17 protein-coding genes are annotated in these 17,074 nt (G+C 68.8%); 1 reads left to right on the top strand and 16 read right to left on the bottom strand.

Annotated elements, in window-relative coordinates:
- Positions 1-147: 147 nt before the first annotated feature.
- Positions 148-993: a hypothetical protein gene (locus WEE69_04095; protein MEX1144471.1), complete on the bottom strand. Its 846-nt coding sequence runs from the start codon at positions 991-993 to the stop codon at positions 148-150.
- Positions 994-1,012: 19 nt separating this feature from the next.
- Here WEE69_04095 and WEE69_04090 point away from each other — a divergent pair, with 19 nt between their 5' ends.
- Complete coding sequence (locus WEE69_04090) at positions 1,013-1,150, top strand: hypothetical protein (protein MEX1144470.1); 138 nt, start codon at positions 1,013-1,015, stop codon at positions 1,148-1,150.
- On the opposite strand, the gene WEE69_04085 is transcribed toward WEE69_04090, so the two are convergent.
- The 15 genes from WEE69_04085 to WEE69_04015 form a co-directional block, all read right to left on the bottom strand.
- The gene (locus WEE69_04085; protein MEX1144469.1) at positions 1,140-2,027 is read right to left on the bottom strand and encodes an IS1595 family transposase; all 888 of its coding nucleotides are present in this window, start codon (positions 2,025-2,027) and stop codon (positions 1,140-1,142) included. The genes WEE69_04090 and WEE69_04085 overlap by 11 nt on opposite strands.
- 79 nt (positions 2,028-2,106) lie before the next feature.
- Positions 2,107-2,343 carry a hypothetical protein gene (locus WEE69_04080; protein MEX1144468.1) on the bottom strand — a complete coding sequence of 79 codons (237 nt, stop codon included), beginning with the start codon at positions 2,341-2,343 and terminating at the stop codon, positions 2,107-2,109.
- Positions 2,344-2,413: 70 nt separating this feature from the next.
- Positions 2,414-2,827: a hypothetical protein gene (locus WEE69_04075; protein ID MEX1144467.1), complete on the bottom strand. Its 414-nt coding sequence runs from the start codon at positions 2,825-2,827 to the stop codon at positions 2,414-2,416.
- Positions 2,824-4,374, bottom strand: a complete 1,551-nt coding sequence (locus WEE69_04070; protein MEX1144466.1) for a GMC family oxidoreductase — start codon at positions 4,372-4,374, stop codon at positions 2,824-2,826. Before WEE69_04070 ends, WEE69_04075 begins: the two co-directional genes overlap by 4 nt.
- A gap of 42 nt (positions 4,375-4,416) precedes the next feature.
- Positions 4,417-4,974: an RNA 2',3'-cyclic phosphodiesterase gene (gene thpR, locus WEE69_04065; GenBank protein ID MEX1144465.1), complete on the bottom strand. Its 558-nt coding sequence runs from the start codon at positions 4,972-4,974 to the stop codon at positions 4,417-4,419.
- Positions 4,971-6,218, bottom strand: a complete 1,248-nt coding sequence (locus WEE69_04060) for a competence/damage-inducible protein A (GenBank protein MEX1144464.1) — start codon at positions 6,216-6,218, stop codon at positions 4,971-4,973. The genes thpR and WEE69_04060 overlap by 4 nt, the downstream gene beginning before the upstream one ends.
- Complete coding sequence (locus WEE69_04055) at positions 6,208-6,852, bottom strand: CDP-alcohol phosphatidyltransferase family protein (protein ID MEX1144463.1); 645 nt, start codon at positions 6,850-6,852, stop codon at positions 6,208-6,210. The genes WEE69_04060 and WEE69_04055 overlap by 11 nt, the downstream gene beginning before the upstream one ends.
- Positions 6,849-8,258, bottom strand: coding sequence for a 30S ribosomal protein S12 methylthiotransferase RimO (gene rimO, locus WEE69_04050; protein MEX1144462.1), 1,410 nt, complete (start codon positions 8,256-8,258; stop codon positions 6,849-6,851). The genes WEE69_04055 and rimO overlap by 4 nt, the downstream gene beginning before the upstream one ends.
- 49 nt (positions 8,259-8,307) lie before the next feature.
- Entirely contained in the window at positions 8,308-8,898 is a 591-nt protein-coding gene (locus WEE69_04045; protein MEX1144461.1) for an ATP/GTP-binding protein, read from the bottom strand.
- Entirely contained in the window at positions 8,879-9,250 is a 372-nt protein-coding gene (locus WEE69_04040; protein ID MEX1144460.1) for a DUF742 domain-containing protein, read from the bottom strand. Before WEE69_04040 ends, WEE69_04045 begins: the two co-directional genes overlap by 20 nt.
- Entirely contained in the window at positions 9,250-9,672 is a 423-nt protein-coding gene (locus WEE69_04035) for a roadblock/LC7 domain-containing protein (protein MEX1144459.1), read from the bottom strand. Before WEE69_04035 ends, WEE69_04040 begins: the two co-directional genes overlap by 1 nt.
- Positions 9,669-11,873: a HAMP domain-containing protein gene (locus WEE69_04030; protein MEX1144458.1), complete on the bottom strand. Its 2,205-nt coding sequence runs from the start codon at positions 11,871-11,873 to the stop codon at positions 9,669-9,671. Before WEE69_04030 ends, WEE69_04035 begins: the two co-directional genes overlap by 4 nt.
- A gap of 152 nt (positions 11,874-12,025) precedes the next feature.
- Positions 12,026-14,446, bottom strand: a complete 2,421-nt coding sequence (locus WEE69_04025; GenBank protein ID MEX1144457.1) for a DNA translocase FtsK 4TM domain-containing protein — start codon at positions 14,444-14,446, stop codon at positions 12,026-12,028.
- A gap of 66 nt (positions 14,447-14,512) precedes the next feature.
- The gene (locus WEE69_04020) at positions 14,513-15,307 is read right to left on the bottom strand and encodes an SDR family oxidoreductase (protein MEX1144456.1); all 795 of its coding nucleotides are present in this window, start codon (positions 15,305-15,307) and stop codon (positions 14,513-14,515) included.
- Between the two features lie 97 nt (positions 15,308-15,404).
- On the bottom strand, positions 15,405-17,066 hold the full coding sequence (locus WEE69_04015) for a ribonuclease J (GenBank protein MEX1144455.1): 1,662 nt from the start codon (positions 17,064-17,066) through the stop codon (positions 15,405-15,407).
- Positions 17,067-17,074 lie beyond the last annotated feature (8 nt).

Raw genomic sequence — 17,074 nt, 5'->3', positions numbered from 1 at the left:
CACGTGTGCAAGACCGTACCCGAACACCCGTTCGGGGTCAAGGATGGCAATTGGGGCACGACTGTATAGAACGCCTGTTCTACAGTGGGGTCCACCTTGGCGAGGTGGTCAGTGAAGCGCTATCGGGGGCCGGTCATGACCGGGCGGTCAGAGCAGCCGCGCGAGGTCCAAAAGGCGGTTGTTCACGAACCCGTGCATATCGGTCAACGTGCTGAGGTTCCATTTGGGAGCGTCGTCACCTCCGCGGCCGACGAGTACTTCAACGGAACCCTTGACCTCCACATTCACGGTTGCGGGGTCGGCGTCGAGAACCGTCGCGACATCGATTTCTGCGCGGTGCTCAAGTATGTGCCGGGACTGTCCGGGGGGCGGAGGAACCGAACTCTGAATCGCGTGGGTGCTGCCATCCTGGAGCCTCGCAAGGACGTGCTCCATGCTGACGTAACCACCGACAACGACCAACTCTCGGTGCTTGTCGGCGTTCTGGAGGGCGCTGAGTATCGCGAGCATGTGATTCTTGACGCCGATTTCCGCTGGATCGGGGTTGGTTGCGTTGAACGGTTGCGCAGCCTTGACGATTGTCAAAGCGTCGTCGGACAGTCCGTGTGTCCAGGTGTACCAATTTCTCCGAGCGTCGTCATGGCGCTTGAGGTAGTCCCCCTTAGCGTTTCGTTCCCAAATGTCCTGAGTGAAAATCGGAAACTGAGTGCTGAACCGCCGCCTTCGTGGGACCGAGCGCACCATGATGTGATCGAGTGCCGATCGGAGATTGAACAGAAAGTCTCCAAGCACGACGGGGAGGAACAAACCTGGGGCGGGTTGAGCGATGTCGATCCGATGCACGGTCCGTTGGCGCTTGCCCTCGCCTTCCAACCGTTTACGCACCGGGTGTTCACAAGTCGAGGCGTACTTGGCGGCCACCCCGTTGAAGTCGTCGAGGTGCTTCTGTGCTCGCGCGAGCTTGAGCCACCAAGAATCGCTGGGGTCCAGCACGGTCTACCCTCGGAGGATCATGGGCAAGAAGCAGGAACCGACACAGCACACGGAGCAGGGGCATGAGATCCCTGTCCCGAAGCGTGGAGCCTGGGATCGCTTGCTGCGCAAGGTCGCTACCCCCAAGCCCGAGAAGCCCAAGCCCGCTAGCGAGTAGCCCGCGCCGCGAGCGCGACCAGCACCTTGAAGGGGTCGATCCCTTCGCGGTGGTTGTACCGGAAGACGTACTCGTTGATGTAGGACTGCAACCAACGGCGCGACACGCCGTGGAAGACGCCCATCAGTCCGGTCTTCACGGTCGAGAAGAACCCTTCAATGGTTTGGGTGTGCACGTCGCCGCGCACGTACACCTTCTCGGAGTGGTTGATCTGGCGGTGGTCGTACAGCGCGTCCATCCCCCAGTACAGGACGGACTCGTCGGTGTAGAGCACCGAACCGGCTTTGACGTTCTCCATCACAAGCGGCCGGACTTCCAGCGCGCCTGCGCCACCTGCGGTGGGGAGCACTTCGGCCCGCACGCTTCCGCCACGTTCGACCATGGCGAGTACGGGCACCTTGCGACTCTTTTGCTCTGCGAATGGCACCGGCGGGTACGCGTGGGTGCGGCCACCCACGTAGGTCTCGTCCACTTCGACTTCACCCGCGAGAGGTTCGGGATCGTCGTCTTGGTCATTCATCAACTCGGTGCGGATCAGCCGCATCATCCGCAGCGCGGTCTTGTACGCGCATCCCAGCTCGCGCTCGACCTGCTTCGCGGAGATTCCGCAGCGTGTACTCGTCATGAGGTACATGCAGTAGAACCACTGGCGCAGCGACGTGGACGACTTGTGGAAGATCGTCCCCGCGGTCGGGTGCAGGTGGTGGCCGCACGTCGTGCACGTCCACGATTGCCGTTGCTGGGTCGTCGCGTACCGCTTGAAGGTCCGCTCCGTCTTGCACGACGGCGAGGGGCAGTAGGCGTGCTCCCCATCGGGCGAGTACCGCTCGCGCCAGAGCGCGACCAGGCACGCCTCGTCGTCGGGGTACTCGGCCATGAACTCGACCAGCGAGTACCGGGACTCCGACGAGTCCGCTCGCTGGGGATTCTTTCGATTCGCAGGAGGCATCGTGTCGCTACTTTCTGATCTCGTCGCGAAGGGTGTCGATTTCGTCCGACAGGCGCAGCACCGCGTCCCAAAGGGCTTCGTACATGACGAGCATCCCGCCGAAGATCTCAACATCAGGGATGAGCCGGTCCCCGGAGCCGTAGGCGGGCGGGCTGCCTGCCCGCACGGCGTTCATGATGTCCCTGAGGGGCGTTGCCGCCTCTGCCTGATTGCGATGGTCCGTAAGGGCTTGGCGAAGGTCCATACCCGCACTGTAGAACAACCGTTCTCTACAGTCAATACCCAATTGCCTCAAGGATGCTGGAGCAGCGGGGCTACAGCATGGTGGAGAGGGCGGCGAGGCGGGCTTCGGTGCGGGCCAGCTGCCAGCCCGCCACGTCGGCCACGTCCTCGGCCTTGAAGTCGGCGTGGGCTGCGTCCCGCACCGTCTGCTGGAGCTCCTCCAGCGTGACGGTCGCCCACCACTCCGCGGTGACCTCGCCTTCGGGCGTGAGCGCCTCGAGGAGGAAGTTGACGTCGCCCTCTTGCGGGACGACGGCCAGGTACGCGCCGCCGATGCGGGCCGCAGCCGCGGCGTCACTGAAGAACAGACCCACCACCGCACCCGCGCCGAACGGACCGGCCACAGTGCTCGCGGACGCCCGCACGAGCTGGCCGAACGGAGTGACGAGGGCGACGAACGCGCCGAGGATCGACGCAAGGAAGCCGCGGCGGCCGATGGTCGTCACGAGAGCACCTTGTCCACCCGCTCGGCGAGGCGGAGCGCGAGCGCGACGATGGTCAGCGTCGGGTTGGAGAACCCCCCCGCCGGGAACACCGAGCTCCCCGCGACGTAGAGGTTGACGACATCGTGGACCTCGCAGTTGGCGTCAACCACACCCTGGGTCGCGCGCCTGTGCGCGCGGGTCGTGCCCATGTGGTGGTTCCCGTACTTGACGGGGAGCGTCTCCGCGGGCTGGAGGTGCACGCGTCCGAGACCGCGGCGCCCGAACTCGCGAGCCAGGATCGCGGCGCCTCGCTCCATCGACGCGTAGTCGTTGGGATGGAACGCCCACCGCAGATCGACGCGCGGCACGCCGAGTGGGTCGAGCTCTGCGGTCAGCGTGATCCGGCTGTCGGGGTTGGGCGTGGGCTCCATGTTGACCTGGAGCTCGAAGTGGTCGGACCCCTTGCGCGTCTCACCGGTGATGGTGGTCATCTCGAGCGTCGGGCGTTCCAACCCGGTGCGTCCCTCGATGTCGCCGACCAGCGCCGCGATGTCGGCCCCGGTGATGCCCGGGGTGTCCTGCCCGGTGCGTAGGCCGCTGAGCATCGCGGCGAAGTTCGGGATCTCCGCGTCGCGCGTCGCCTGCGAGGTGAGGATGAACTGACCGAACACGTAGCGCGTCGCGAGGTTCTTGAGGTCGGGGAACCCGGCCTTCTTCATCGGCACACCCACGAAGTAGTACAGCGCAGGAACCGGGGCGGCTTCGCTCAGCAACAGACGACCGAAGGCCACCAACGAGTGATCCATGAAGTATCGACCGACGAGGTCGTGCTCGTTCCCCAGGCCAGCGGGCCGCTGGGCCCGTGACGCGAGCATCAGTCGCGCGTTCTCGATGCCGCCGAGGGCGAGCACTACGAGCTTGGCGTCGACAAGGAAGTCGTTGCCCTCCAGTGTCTTGACGTCGACCCCCGCGACCCGCTTGCCGTCGACGCGAACGTTCACGACGTTGGCGCCGAGAACGAGGTTGACGTTCTTCGCGTCGACGACGGACTTTCGATACTTCGTGCCGAAGTGCGTCGCCGGGCCGATCTGGTACAGGGCGGTCCGAACGGTGTTGGTGTCGAGCAGCGCGTCGACGTCCTTCATGCGGTCGAGCCAGAACTCAGCGTCGTACTCGAACGGCCCCAGGTCACACATGTCCTGCGCACGCTCGTAGTACGGGAGGAGCTCCTTTCGCCCGAACGGCCAACCGCTGTTGGGAACCCACGCGCGCTCTTCGAAGTCGGCCTGATCGAAGGGCCGACACTGCCCGGCCCAGTGATTCGTGGACCCGCCGAAGAAGCGCAAGCGGCTCCCGAAGACGTCGTACGGCAATCCGCTGTTCGTTCCCGCGTACAGATCTTGGGTGGCTTCGGAGAAATCGAACGCGCCGCTCTCGAGCACGACGACGGAGTGCCGGCCACCGGCCAGCTCACGCGCCAGGGTGATCCCTGCTGCACCGGCTCCGACGATGCACACGTCCGCGCGCAGCGTCGACCCCCGCGTGAGATCGTTCGCGCGCTCGAGCATACGAAGCCGGGAGCCTACCGGTCGTCGCGCGCTGTTCTGCGGTCACCCCGAGAGCGCGACGCGGGCGATCGTCTCGTACTCGGCGCCCGTCGGCTTCGTAAGGCTCCTGACGAGCACGATCTCGTTCATCGGCCATTCGGGGCCGATGTGCGCGGCGCGCAACGCGGCCACCGGGGCGCTCAGATCGGCCGGTCGCTTCATCCGAGCCACCGTAAGGTGCGCGTGAAACCGGTCGCGGTCGGGCTCGACGCCGAGCGGCCGCATGATGTCGGCGACCGCGCTCGCCAGCTGTGCGAGCAGCTCGGTGCCTTGCTCGACGCCGATCCACAGCAGGCGCCCGCGCCGCTCACTCGGAATGGCGCCGGCCGACCCGAGGCGAGCCGGACCCGCGGCGGCGTCCAACCCTTCTCCAAGCGCGCGGGCCGTCGCGTCGAGATCCACGTGGTTCCCGAGGAATTGCAACGTGATGTGCCACTGCTTTCGGGGCGCCCAGCGGACCTGTCCCATCCGCTCACGGAGCGGTCCGACGGCGGCGCCGATCGCGTCGAGCACCTCGGGTGGAGGCACGACCGCGACGAACGCGCGGCCAGTGGTACTCACGGCAGGGCGTCGAGACGCAACCGCACGAGGTTGAGCAACGAGATCGTGGCGAACTGGCGGATGCGGAAGCGGTCGCCCGGCAGGTGCGCCCCCATCGCCTCGGCCGGCGCGCCGGGTACAGCCACTCCGAAGTACACGGTGCCGACCGGGTGACCGTCTTGCTCCGTCGGGCCCGCCACGCCGGTGACCGAGATCCCGACGTCGGCGCCGAGGACGCGGCGCGCGCCTTCGGCCATCTGCTGCGCGCACTCGCGACTCACGACGTGCTCGGCCGTGACGCCGAGCACCGAACGCTTCACGTCGGTGGCGTACGAGACGATCGACCCTCGATAGACATCGCTCGCACCGGGAGGGTCGGCCAGGCGCGCGCCCACGAGCCCGCCGGTCACCGACTCGGCCACGCCGAGCGTCCAACCGCGATCGCAGCAACGCTGGATGACGGCGTGCTCCATGGTCTCGTCGTCCACACCGAAGACCAGATCGCCGAGGATCTTGCGCAGCTCGCGCTCCTCGTCTTCGATGAGCGCGGCGGCGGCGTCCTTGGACGCGGCCTTGGCCGTGAGCCGCACGTAGAGGCCCTCGATGCCACGGGCCAGGAACGCGATCGTCGGGTTCTGCTGCGCGTCGACACGGTGGGCGATCATCTCGGCCAGGCCCGACTCCGAGGTACCCCACGTCTTGAGCGACCGCGACACGATCACCGCCCGCTCCCCCGACAGCTCGAGCAGGTCGGGGAGCACGAAGTCGTTCACCATCTGCTGCATCTCGTACGGCACGCCTGGCACGGCGTAGATGACGCGCTTCACGCCGTCGTCACCGGTCACCTCGGCGCGAACACCAGGGGCGGTGCCGATCGGGTTCGGGATCGGCTCGGCGCCGACGGGGATGTCGGCCTGACGCAGGTTGTTCTGTGGCATGTCGCGCTGGCGGATCCCGAACAGCTTGGCGATGTGCTCGACGAGCTCCTCACGGCGCTCGAGCTCGACGTCCATCACGGCCGCGATCGCCTCGCGGGTGACGTCGTCGGGTGTGGGTCCGAGCCCGCCACAGACGATGACGGCATCCGCCTCGCGCAGCAGGTCACGCAGCGAGTCGACCATGCGGTCGAGGTTGTCGCCGACCTTGCGGTGGTCGTAGGTGTCGATGCCGATCGTCGCGAGCTGCTCGCCGATCCACGCGCTGTTCGTGTCGACGATGTGACCGAGCAAAAGCTCGGTCCCGATCGCCAGGACGTCAGCTCGCATATTCGTAATCCCGAAACGCCGTCCACACGAGGTCCACCGCCGACACGATGGACAAGGCGACCGCGGTCCAGAGTGCGACATCGTGGACGTCGGGGTTGTCGGCCGTGGGTGGGAAGAGCACGAGTGCAACCGCGAGGAACTGGACGTTTGCCTTCCACTTGCCGAGCCGTCGCGCCGGGAACGACACACCGCGACGTCCCTCGACGATCCGGAACGCGGAGATGAAGATCTCGCGTGCCGCCACGATCCCAACCGGGATCCATCCGAAGTTGCCGTTGATCGCCAGCGCGATGAAGCCACCGAGCACGAGGATCTTGTCGGCCAGCGGATCGAGGAACGCGCCCGAGCGCGTGGTGCCGTCGCGCCGCGCGAGCCAGCCGTCGAGCCCGTCGGTGATCCAGAGCATCAGCCAGCCGGTGAACGTGCCCCAGGTGGCACCGCCCTCGTCGAGGATCCACACCAACACCGGAATGCTGAAAACGAGTCGAAGGAACGTGACCGCGTTGGCCGGCGTCTTGATCGCGGTCTCGCTGAACTTGCGCACACGCTCGGTGGTGACCTCGACGAGCTCACTCGTGGCCGCGGCCAGCTCGCTAGCGAGCTCACCGCGCTCGCGCGGCCGACGGTTCGTCACGGCACCACTTCGATCGCCTCGGCGACCAGGTCGACGCCGAGCGCTTCGGTCACCTTGGCCCGCACGATCAACCCCGGCCGCGCGGTCGCGCCGTCCAATCGCACGACGCCGTCGATCTCCGGCGCTTCGCGGTGGGTGCGCCCGATCGGGTCACCAGTGTCCTCGTCGTGGCCGTCGACGAGCACTTCGACCTCTGCGCAAGCCCGCACGAGCGCGTCGCGCGCAGCCTCGGTGATCGGTGTCTGCACCTCGTCGCACTCGCGCAGCCACTCGCCGACCAGCTGCGGCGGCGCGGCACCTTCCATCGTCGCCGCCGGCGTGCCCGACTCACGCGAGAACGGGAAGAACCCGGCCCAGTCGAGCCGGGCGGCGGCGAGGAAGCCCAGCAGCGAGTCGTGCTCGGCCTCGGTCTCGCCAGGAAACCCCACGATGAACGACGAGCGGAACGTGGCGTCCGGCTCCTGCGTGCGGATCCCGTCGATCATCGAGAGGAACGTGTCGCCACTCCCCCAGCGCTTCATGCGGGCCAGCAAGGCGCGGTCGGCGTGCTGGAGCGAGAGATCCCAGTACGGGACGACGGTGGGCACCTCGAGCATCGTGGAGACGAGCGGATCGCGAACCTCGCTCGGATACAGGTAGAGGAGGCGGATCCGCCGCAGCCCGAGGGGCGAGAGCTCGGCGTCGAGTCGGCGCAGCAGTGGCACGAGCGCACCCAGCTCGCCCACGTCACGGCCGTACCAGGCGAGGTCCTGGGCGACGAGCACGATCTCGACGACGCCGCCCTCGACCAGCGACCGGGCCTCCGCGAGCAGCGCCTCGGGCGTGCGGGATCGCTGCTTGCCGCGGAACGACGGGATGGCGCAGAACGTGCAGGCTCGGTCGCACCCCTCGGCGACCTTCACGTAAGCCCATGGCGCGCTCGGAGCGGCACGCGGCAGCTCGAGCAGGTCACGCACGCCCGCATCATTCACTCGCTCGTTGCGCCGCAGGGTACCTGCGGCGCGGGCGCTCGCTCCCTGGCGAGCACCTCCGGTGCCGCGCGGTCGAACGCGAGGAAGGTCTACGAACACCGACGCGAGGTTGCCCTCGCCCGCGAAGCCGACGACCGCGTCGGCTTCGGGGATCGCGGCGGCCAGCTCGGCGCCCTCGCGTTCGGCCAGGCAACCCGTGACGACGAGCTTGGCACCCTGCTGACGCGCATCGCTGAGGGCCAGGATCGCCTCCACCGACTCGCGGCGGGCCGCTTCGACGAACGCGCAGGTGTTGACGACGACGAGGTCGGCAGACTCGGCGTCACTCGCCGGCTCGAGCCCGTCGGCGAGCAGCGACGCGCGCGCCTTGTCCGAGTCGACGGCGTTCTTGGGGCAGCCGAGCGTCTCGATCCAGAACCTCGGAGGGGCCGCCATGGGTGACGATGCTACCGGCCGGTCTGCACCGTTCCCCCTGCCGCTGGACTCAGACTGCGGCGCGTTGGGCTTGACGCAGGGCGCTCTCCACCAGGAGCACGAGCGTCTCCTGCACGTGCGTCTTGCGCCGGGCGTCGCACAGCACGATCGGGACGTTGGCCGGAACCGCGAGCGCCTCGCGCACCGCACGCGGGTGATGCGTCGCGATCCCGTCGAACATGTTCACGGCCACGACGAACGGGATGCCCAACGCCTCGAAGTAGTCGACCGCGGCGAAGCACTCGACGACTTGCCGGGTGTCGACGAGCACCACACCGCCAACCGCCCCGCGCACGAGCTCGTCCCACAGGAACCAGAAGCGGTCCTGCCCGGGCGTGCCGAACATGTAGAGCACCATGTCGGGACCGAGCGTGATGCGGCCGAAGTCCATGGCGACGGTGGTCCCCGTCTTGCCGACCTGACCCGTGCGGTCGACCCCGAGGCTCTCCACCGTCATCTCGGCCTCGGTGCGCAGCGGCTCGATCTCGGAGATCGCTCCGATGAAGGTGGTCTTGCCGGCCGCGAAGCCTCCCGCCACCACGATCTTCATCGCGACGGGCGCGGCCGGCGCCCGCACGTGGTCAAAGAGCGCGGATGCCATCGAGCAGCCTCTCGAGGAGATGGACGTCGGTCGCGTGCTCCACCAGGTGCGGATCGTCCACGGCCACCACACCCGCGGTCACCAGGTCGCCGACGAGCACGCGCACGACGCCGACCGGCAGGAGCATGCGGGCGGAAACCTCAGCGAGCGACATCGGCGCTTCGCACAGGTCGACGATGCGGCGCGACTCGGGAGGCGCACCCGCGGGGAAGCTTCCCGGGTCTGCGATGCGGCGCACGCCTGCTTCCAGCGCCATCAGCGGGCCCGGTACGTGCGTACGCCCGCGCGTGAGCACGTACGGCCGGACAAGACGAGGATGGTGGCCACCAGCACGGTGCTCGGGCGGCCACATCACCGCGGCAGCGCCGTTTGGAGCTCCGCCACGAGGGATGGCGTGAGCGCAGCCGCACACCGCTCCACCAGCACTGCCATCTCGTAGCCGACAAGTCCGACGTCGCACGGCCGTGACGCCGCGACTGCGAGCACCGAGGTCTCGCTCACGCTCATCACGAACAAGATGACGTGCTCGAGCTCGACGATCACCTCGTGCACGGCGCCGCCGTCGAGCGGCACCGACGCGCCCCGAGCGATGCTCTGGAGGCCGGCGGCCACCGCGGAGAGGCGGTCGGCCGCGACACGGTCGAGTCCGTCGGACATCGCGACGAGCAACCCGTCCGAGGACACAACGGCGGCTTGGGTGACGCCCGGCACTCCCGCGACGAAGTTCGATACGAGCCAGTTCAGGTTTCGGGCCTCGGAGCTGAGCTTGATCATGTGCCTTTACCCTTGCCGTCGCGCTTGCCGCGCTCGTGGCGACTGAGCAGGTCGTGCACACCCTCCGGGCGAGGCCGCGCCTCGCCCACCGCCGGCGTGCTGTCGCCCGGTTGATGGGTCAGGTTGGCACCGGGCACGCGACCGACGAGACCGTTGCCGTTGCCGTTGCCGTTGCCTTTGCCGTTCGCCTCCGTCGCGGCGTCGGACGCGAACGCCGGCGCCGCGCCCACCACGGCGGGCTCCGGCTCTCGCGCCGGTTCCGGCTCGTCCGCAACCGGCTCGGTCGGCTCCGCGACCGTGATCGGCTCCGGGTCGCGCGCCCTCTCGGGCGCGGCGATCGGGACGACAGCGGCCGCGGCCTCGGTCTCCGCGGCGGCTTCGACGTGCGTGAGCAGCGTCGGCGGCAGCACCACGAGCGCGGTCACACCCGTTGGCGACGCCGGCCGAAGCTGCACGTGGATGCCATGGCGCGCCGCGAGGTGGGCAACCACGTGGAGTCCCAACGTGCGGGAGAGCGCGAGTCCTGGCGCGGGGGGTCGCGCGAGCAGCGCGTTGGCCTGTGCGATCCGGGGCTCGTCCATCCCGATCCCACGGTCGGTCACACCGATCACGAAGCGCTGATCGAGCATCCTCCCACCGACGGTGACCGGCGTGGACGGCGGCGAGAAGGCGGTGGCGTTCTCGAGCAGCTCCGCCACCAAGTGCGTGAGATCGGCGACAGCATGCCCGACCACCGCGACCTCGCCCTCGAAGCCGTGGGCGTGCAGTCGTGCGAAGTCGGCGATCTCGGCCGCGGCCGCGCGAGCGACGTCGACAACCGGGACCGATGTGCCCCAATGCCGGGGTGGCTCGGCCCCGGACAGCACGAGCAGGCTCTCTGCGTTGCGGCGCATCCGCGTCGCGAGGTGGTCCAGCTCGAAGAGGGACGCGAGCTCGTCCGGATCGGCCGACGCCTCGAGGTCGTCGATGAGCGAGATCTGGCGGTCGAGCAAGCTCTGGTTGCGTCGGGCGAGGTTCACGTAGAGGTCGCCGATGCCCTTCTTCAGCAGGTCGGACTGCTCGCGCGCGACGGTGACCGTGACTTCCTGAATGGTGTTGAACGCCTGCGCGAGATCACCGATCTCGTCCTTCGAGTCGACTCGGATCGGCGTCAAGTCGCCCAATGCGTCGGCGCTGAGATCGCCGCCCCGGTGCAGCGTGTCCACGAGCAACGGGAGTCGGCGCTCGGACACGTCTCGTGCACCACGCGTGAGCGCGCGCAGCGGCTTGCTCACCGACCGCACGAGCGCCCAGATCAGCATCAGCGCCATCCAGATCACCGCCGCGGTCCCGAGGGCGACGACGATGGCCACCCCGCGGGTCTCGGACTGACGCTCGTCCGCTTCCGCGTTGACGACTCCTTGTACTTCGACGACACCGAGGTCGGCGGCTGCCTGCCTGCGCGCATAGATGTCGCGGTACTCGGCCGGCGTGGTCGTCACCGCGGGGAACTCACGGGGAAGCGCGCCGCTCGTTGCCGCGCGCACCGGATCGGCAGGCAAGTTCCTGGCGCCGCTGTGCGCGTACGCCGAACGCTCGGGTGCGGTTGCGTTCTCGGCGAACAGCCGAGCCTGTGCCGTCTGCTCGGTGATGGCCGTCACCCAGTCATCGAGATCGGGAGCGCCACCCGCCAAGTAGCTCGTCACGACTTCGGTTTCCACGGACATGGCGAGCTGCTGGCGCCGGAGGTCGACGATCGCACTGAGGCTGGTGGCCAGGTTCGGGTCTTCGACCTCGCGCGCCACGTTCGACGCCGCCGACAACGCCGAAGCACCGATCGCGGTGAGTGCAGCATCGCCGCCGCGCTCGACCAGGCGGTTGGCCACGTCGCGCACGTTCCGCCGGGTCCCGCTGGAGACGTTCCCGTCGAGCTGGGGCATCGCGTCTTCGAGCGCCGCCGCGGCGGCATTCGTGCTCCGGTGAGCCGCAGCGAGCTCTCGAGCCGACGCGCTCGGGTCAGCCGCAACGACCGCTTCGTCGCCGGCGGCGCGGGCGACCTCGGTGAGGACCTCGAACGGCCCGACCAGGCTCCCGTACTGCTCCTCGGCCGAGAGAGCACCGAAGCGGTCCGTGATGGTCACGCCGGCAAAGGCGAGCAGCACGAGCAGAGGGACGCTGACGACGAGGACCAGCCTCGACCGGAACGACAGCTTGCGCAGCAATGGAACCCCGCGGGCCTCAGGCCACCCCACAAGGATTTCGGCATCGGGGGGCCCCGGTCTTGAGCCGCCCAGACAGGGGTCAGTCGGCCCCGCGAGCCTCCATCAACCGATGGTCGCGCTCGCTCGGCGTCCGGGATACCCGGGCCGCCGCCCTATTCGGCCCCTCGCCGCTCCATCGCGTCGAACTCCTCGGTGGTCATGAGGACGTTCCGGGCCTTCGAGCCCTCCGAGGGGCCCACGACCCCACGGCGCTCGAGCAGGTCCATGAGGCGACCGGCCCGGGCGAAGCCGACCCGCAGCTTGCGCTGGAGCATCGAGGTCGAGCCCAGGCCCGAGCGCACGACGAGCTCCATCGCCTCCACGAGCAGCACGTCGTCGTCGTCGGCCCCTCGGCCGCCCTTCGACGACCCGGAGGCGCCGACCGTCTCCTCGGCGATCCCCTCCACGTACATCGGTCCGCCGGCCTGGCGCTTCCAGTGCGCCACCACCTGCCGTACGCACGCTTCGTCGACCCAGGCACCCTGCACACGGGTGGGCTTGCTCTCGCTCGCGGTCACCACGAGCATGTCGCCGAGACCGATGAGCTTCTCGGCGCCGGCGTGGTCGAGCACGACCCTCGAGTCAGCGATGCTCGTGACGCTGAACGCGAGCCGACTCGGCACATTGGCCTTGATCACGCCGGTGATCACATCCACGGATGGACGCTGCGTCGCGATCACCAGGTGGATGCCGACGGCACGCGCCATCTGTGCGATGCGGCAGATGCTCGCCTCGACGTCACGCGCCGCGACCATCATCAGGTCGTTGAGCTCGTCGACGACCACAACGATGAATGGGAGGCGCTCATACCCCTTCCCGGTGACACGGTCCGGCGCATCGGCGGTCGGGAGATCACCGTTGTCGATCGCCGCGTTGAAACCGGCGATGTCACGCACACCGACCTCGGCGAGGAGCTCGTAGCGCATGTCCATCTCGCGCACAGCCCAGTCGAGGGCGTTGGCGGCCCGCTTCGGGTTCGTGACCACCGCGGTCAACAGATGCGGAAGGTCGTTGTACGCACCGAGCTCCACACGCTTCGGGTCGACGAGGATGAGGCGCACCTGATCGGGCGTGTTGCGCATGAGCAACGACGTGACCAGCGAGTTGATGCAGCTCGACTTGCCCGCGCCCGTTGCACCCGCGATCAGCACGTGGGGCAGCTCGGCGAGGTTGAGCATCACGCTGCGCCCCGAGATGTCTCGCCCGAGCCCGACCTCGAGCGGTTGGGTGGCGGCCTTCGCCTCGGGCGACACCAGGATGTCGCCGAGCGTGACGAGCTGGCGTTGGCGATTCGGCACCTCGACGCCCACCGCCGAGCGACCTGGGATCGGAGCGAGGATGCGCACGTCGGCCGACGCCATCGCGTACGCGAGGTCGTGCGCGAGGCCGGTGACGCGGTTCACCTTGACGCCCGGCGCGAGCTCTAGCTCGAAGCGCGTCACGGTCGGTCCCACCGTCGCGCCGACGAGCTTCGCATCCACACCGTGCTGGTGCAGCGCGGCCTGGAGCGCCTTGCCCGCCTCGTCGACGAGCTTGCGATCCGTCTGCTTGGCGTCACCCTTCTTGAGCACCGACAACGGTGGGAGCTTCCACGATCCGCCGCGTTGACGCCCGCCGACATCGATGGCGAGCTGGCCGTCGAGCTCCTCTGCGATTGCCGGCGGCGGCAGGTCAGTAAGCGTCGGGTCGTCATCGAGTGTCACCGCCGGCAGGGCGTCGAGCTCGACGTCGTAAAGCTCCGCGGACTCAGGTGCGCCGGCACCCGTGAGGTCGATCTCGTCGAGGCCGTGCCCGTCGTCGTCGGGGAGCAACGCCTCGTCACGCGGAGGGAGATCGGAGTAGGCACGCGCTTGGTGGCCGAGCCAGCGCGTCCCGCGCCCGAGGCTGGCGATCACGTCGCGCATCGGCACGCCCGGCGCGAGGAGCGCGCCGAGCACTGCGAGCCCCGCGAGCACCACCGAGGTCCCGACCGTGCCGGTCCCCGCCTGGAGCGGACCGGCGATCGCGCCACCGAGGTACCCGCCCGCATCCTGGAGCCGCTCGAGCTTCCCGTCGAGCGCCGGGCTGTCACCGAGGAGGTGCAGCGCGCCGACCGCGGCCAGACCGAGCAGCGCGATGCCGGTGCCGACGCGCACCGGCGCCGGCTCGGCACGGGCCTCTTCGTCGTCGTCAGCCGGGTCGACCTCTGCGGCGCGGCGGGCCGAGGGCCCGACACGGAAAAGGAGGATCGCGAACCCGATCCCGACCACGGGCACCGCGTAGCGCGCCTTCCCGACCAGGGTGGCGAAGCCGTCGGCCAAGCCTTGCCCGACCGGCCCCGCGAGGTCCGAGGTCAGCCCGAGCGTGGTGAGGATGGCGAGGACCAGCAGGCCGACGGCGGCGGCGTCCGCCCCATGGCCTCCGAGCTCACGCCTCGCCGCCTCCCGCGCCCGAATCCGGAGCGTGGGCTCAGGAGGAGGAGCAGGACGCCGCGCGCGTGGCTTCTTCGCCCGCTTCGCAGGGGCGCGACGTTTCGCAGCAGTTCGGGTAGCCACAGCCCAACGACCGTAACACCGCCCCCACAAACAACAAGGGCATCTTGAGAACCGGGCGGGGCTTGCCTACAGAGAAGGGGCGTAGCCGCCGTCGACTGGATAGACCTGGCCGGTGATCCATTCTGCGGCGTCGCTGCAGAGGAGCACAGCGAGGGGCGCGGGGTCGTCGACGCGGCCGAGGCGACCGGCGGGGTACGCCGAGGAGAGACGCCGCTCGAGCTCCGGGTCCTGCTCGACCGCGGCCGCGAGCGCGCCGTGGCGCATCGACCCGAGCGAGATGCAGTTGGCCGTGACACCTTGACGGCCGACCTCAGCCGCGAGCCCACGCGTGAACCCCATCGCGGCCGCCTTCGCCGCGCCGTACACCACCTGGCGCCGCTCCCCCTTGCGCCCGGCGTCGGACACGATCGTCAGGATCCGGCCCCAGCCCCGCTCGATCATGTCGGGCAGGTACGAGTGGGTCACGTGCAGCACACCGGTGAGGTTCACCCGCATCACGGGCTCCCAGTCGGCCGGCTCACTCTCGGCGAACAGCACGAGCCGCGTGCCTCCCGTGCCGGCGTCGAATGCCCGCACGCCACTCCCGGCGTTGTTCACGAGGATGTCGAGCGGTCCGGTGGTCGCGGCCATCTCACGCACCGAGCCCGGGTCGCACACGTCGGCGATCACCACGTGCGCCTTACCCCCCTCGGCCTCGATCTCACCGGCGACGCTTTGCGCGCGCGTCTCGTCGAGGTCGTTGATCCACACCTCGGCCCCGGCGCGCGCCATCTGGATGCCGATGGCCCGGCCGATCCCCGCGCCTGATCCGGTGATGAGCGCCACCCGTCCGCCGATGAAGTTCGACCAGTCCCGAATCATCTTTTCCGCTCTCGGCCCCGTGGGCCGGGCCGCTAGGGCCCCGGCTCGCTGCGCCGCAGGATACCTGCGTCGCGGTCGCTCGCCTTTTGAGGAAGCCTCAGACTTCCATGATGACGGGGATGATGGCAGGTCGGCGGCGAGTGCGGGCACTGATGAGGCGCCCCAGCGCTCGGCGGCTGACTCGCCGCAGGTTCTCGAAGTCGGTCGCGCCCTCGGCGGCGGCGTCGGCAAGGGCCTCTCGAACCGCCACGCGCGCGTCCTCGAGCAGCACCTCGGCCTCGGCCTCGTAGACCCAACCGCGGGTGACGATCTCGGGGCCCGTGACGACTTCACCGCTCGTGGCATCGACGGTCACGATCACCACCACGAAGCCCTCCTCGGAGAGCGAGCGACGATCGCGCAGCACGCCCTGGCCCACGTCGCCGCCGATGCCGTCCACGTACTGGTAGCCCGCGGGCACAGCACGCCGTTCAACGTCGGCTGCAACTGCATCGATCGTGACGACGTCGCCGTCCTCGCACACGAGGATCCGGTCCGACGGAACACCGACCGCCTCGGCCAGCCGCGCGTGATGGACCATGTGGCGGTACTCGCCGTGAACCGGAACGAACCACTCGGGCCGCACCAGGTCCAGCATGAATTTGAGCTCTTCGCTGTTCGCATGGCCGGACACGTGGACGTGCGCGTCGTGGCCGTACACGACGTCGGCACCGGCTCGGTGCAGCGAGTCGATCACGCGGTCGACGTTGGATTCGTTGCCAGGAATCGCGTGGGCTGAGATCACGACCACGTCGTCCGCGCTGATCTTCACGTGCTTGTGCTCGTGCGCCGCCATGAGCGACAGCGCGCTCATGGGCTCGCCCTGGGATCCGGTGCAGATCACGCACAGCTCACCGGGTGAGAAGCGCGGCGCGTCCTCGATGTCGACGACCTTGTCGGCAGGGATGTCGAAGAGGCCCATCTCCCGGGCCAATGTCGTGTTGTGCACCATGGAGCGTCCCAGGAACGCCACATGACGGCCCGCGGCAACTGCTTCCTCCGCCACTTGCTGCACGCGGTGCAGGTGCGACGCGAACGACGTGACGATGAGCCGCCGATCGGGATGGTCGCGGAACAGATCGCGCAGCACCGGACCGACGGTGGTCTCCGACTCGGTGAACCCGGGTCGCTCGGCGTTCGTGGAGTCCGATAGGAGGAGGCGCACGCCTTCGCTCCCGATCTGACCGAGCCGGGGTAGGTCGGTGGTGCGCCCGTCGACCGGCGTGAGGTCCAGCTTGAAGTCGCCGGTATGGAGGATGGTGCCGATCGGCGTGCGGTACGCCACGGCGAACGCGTGGGGCACCGAGTGCGTGACCGGCACGAATTCGGCCTCGAGCGGACCGATGGTCACCACATCGCCGTCGCCAACGGGGTGCAGCTCGGTCTGGTCGAGCACGCCGGCTTCCTCGATGCGCTTGCGGGCAAAGCCGAGCGACAGCGCGGAGCCGTAGATCGGGGCGGACACGTCGGCGAGCAGGTAGGACAGCGCACCCACGTGGTCCTCGTGCCCGTGTGTGAGCACGATGCCGTCGACGCGGTTGGCGTTGGCGCGCAGGTACGTGAAGTCGGGAAGGACCAGATCGACGCCGGGCATGTCGGCGTTCGGGAACATCAGGCCGCAATCGACCACGACGATGCGGCCGTCGACCTCGATGCAGAAGCAGTTCCGACCGATCTCCCCCAGCCCGCCCAAGAAGACGATCCGGACGGTCGCGCTCACCGTGACGA

Source organism: Acidimicrobiia bacterium (assembly GCA_040881685.1).
GTDB lineage: Bacteria > Actinomycetota > Acidimicrobiia > IMCC26256 > PALSA-555 > SHVJ01.
Note: the sequence above shows the minus strand (reverse complement) of the source record. Positions and strands in the feature narration are given on the sequence as shown.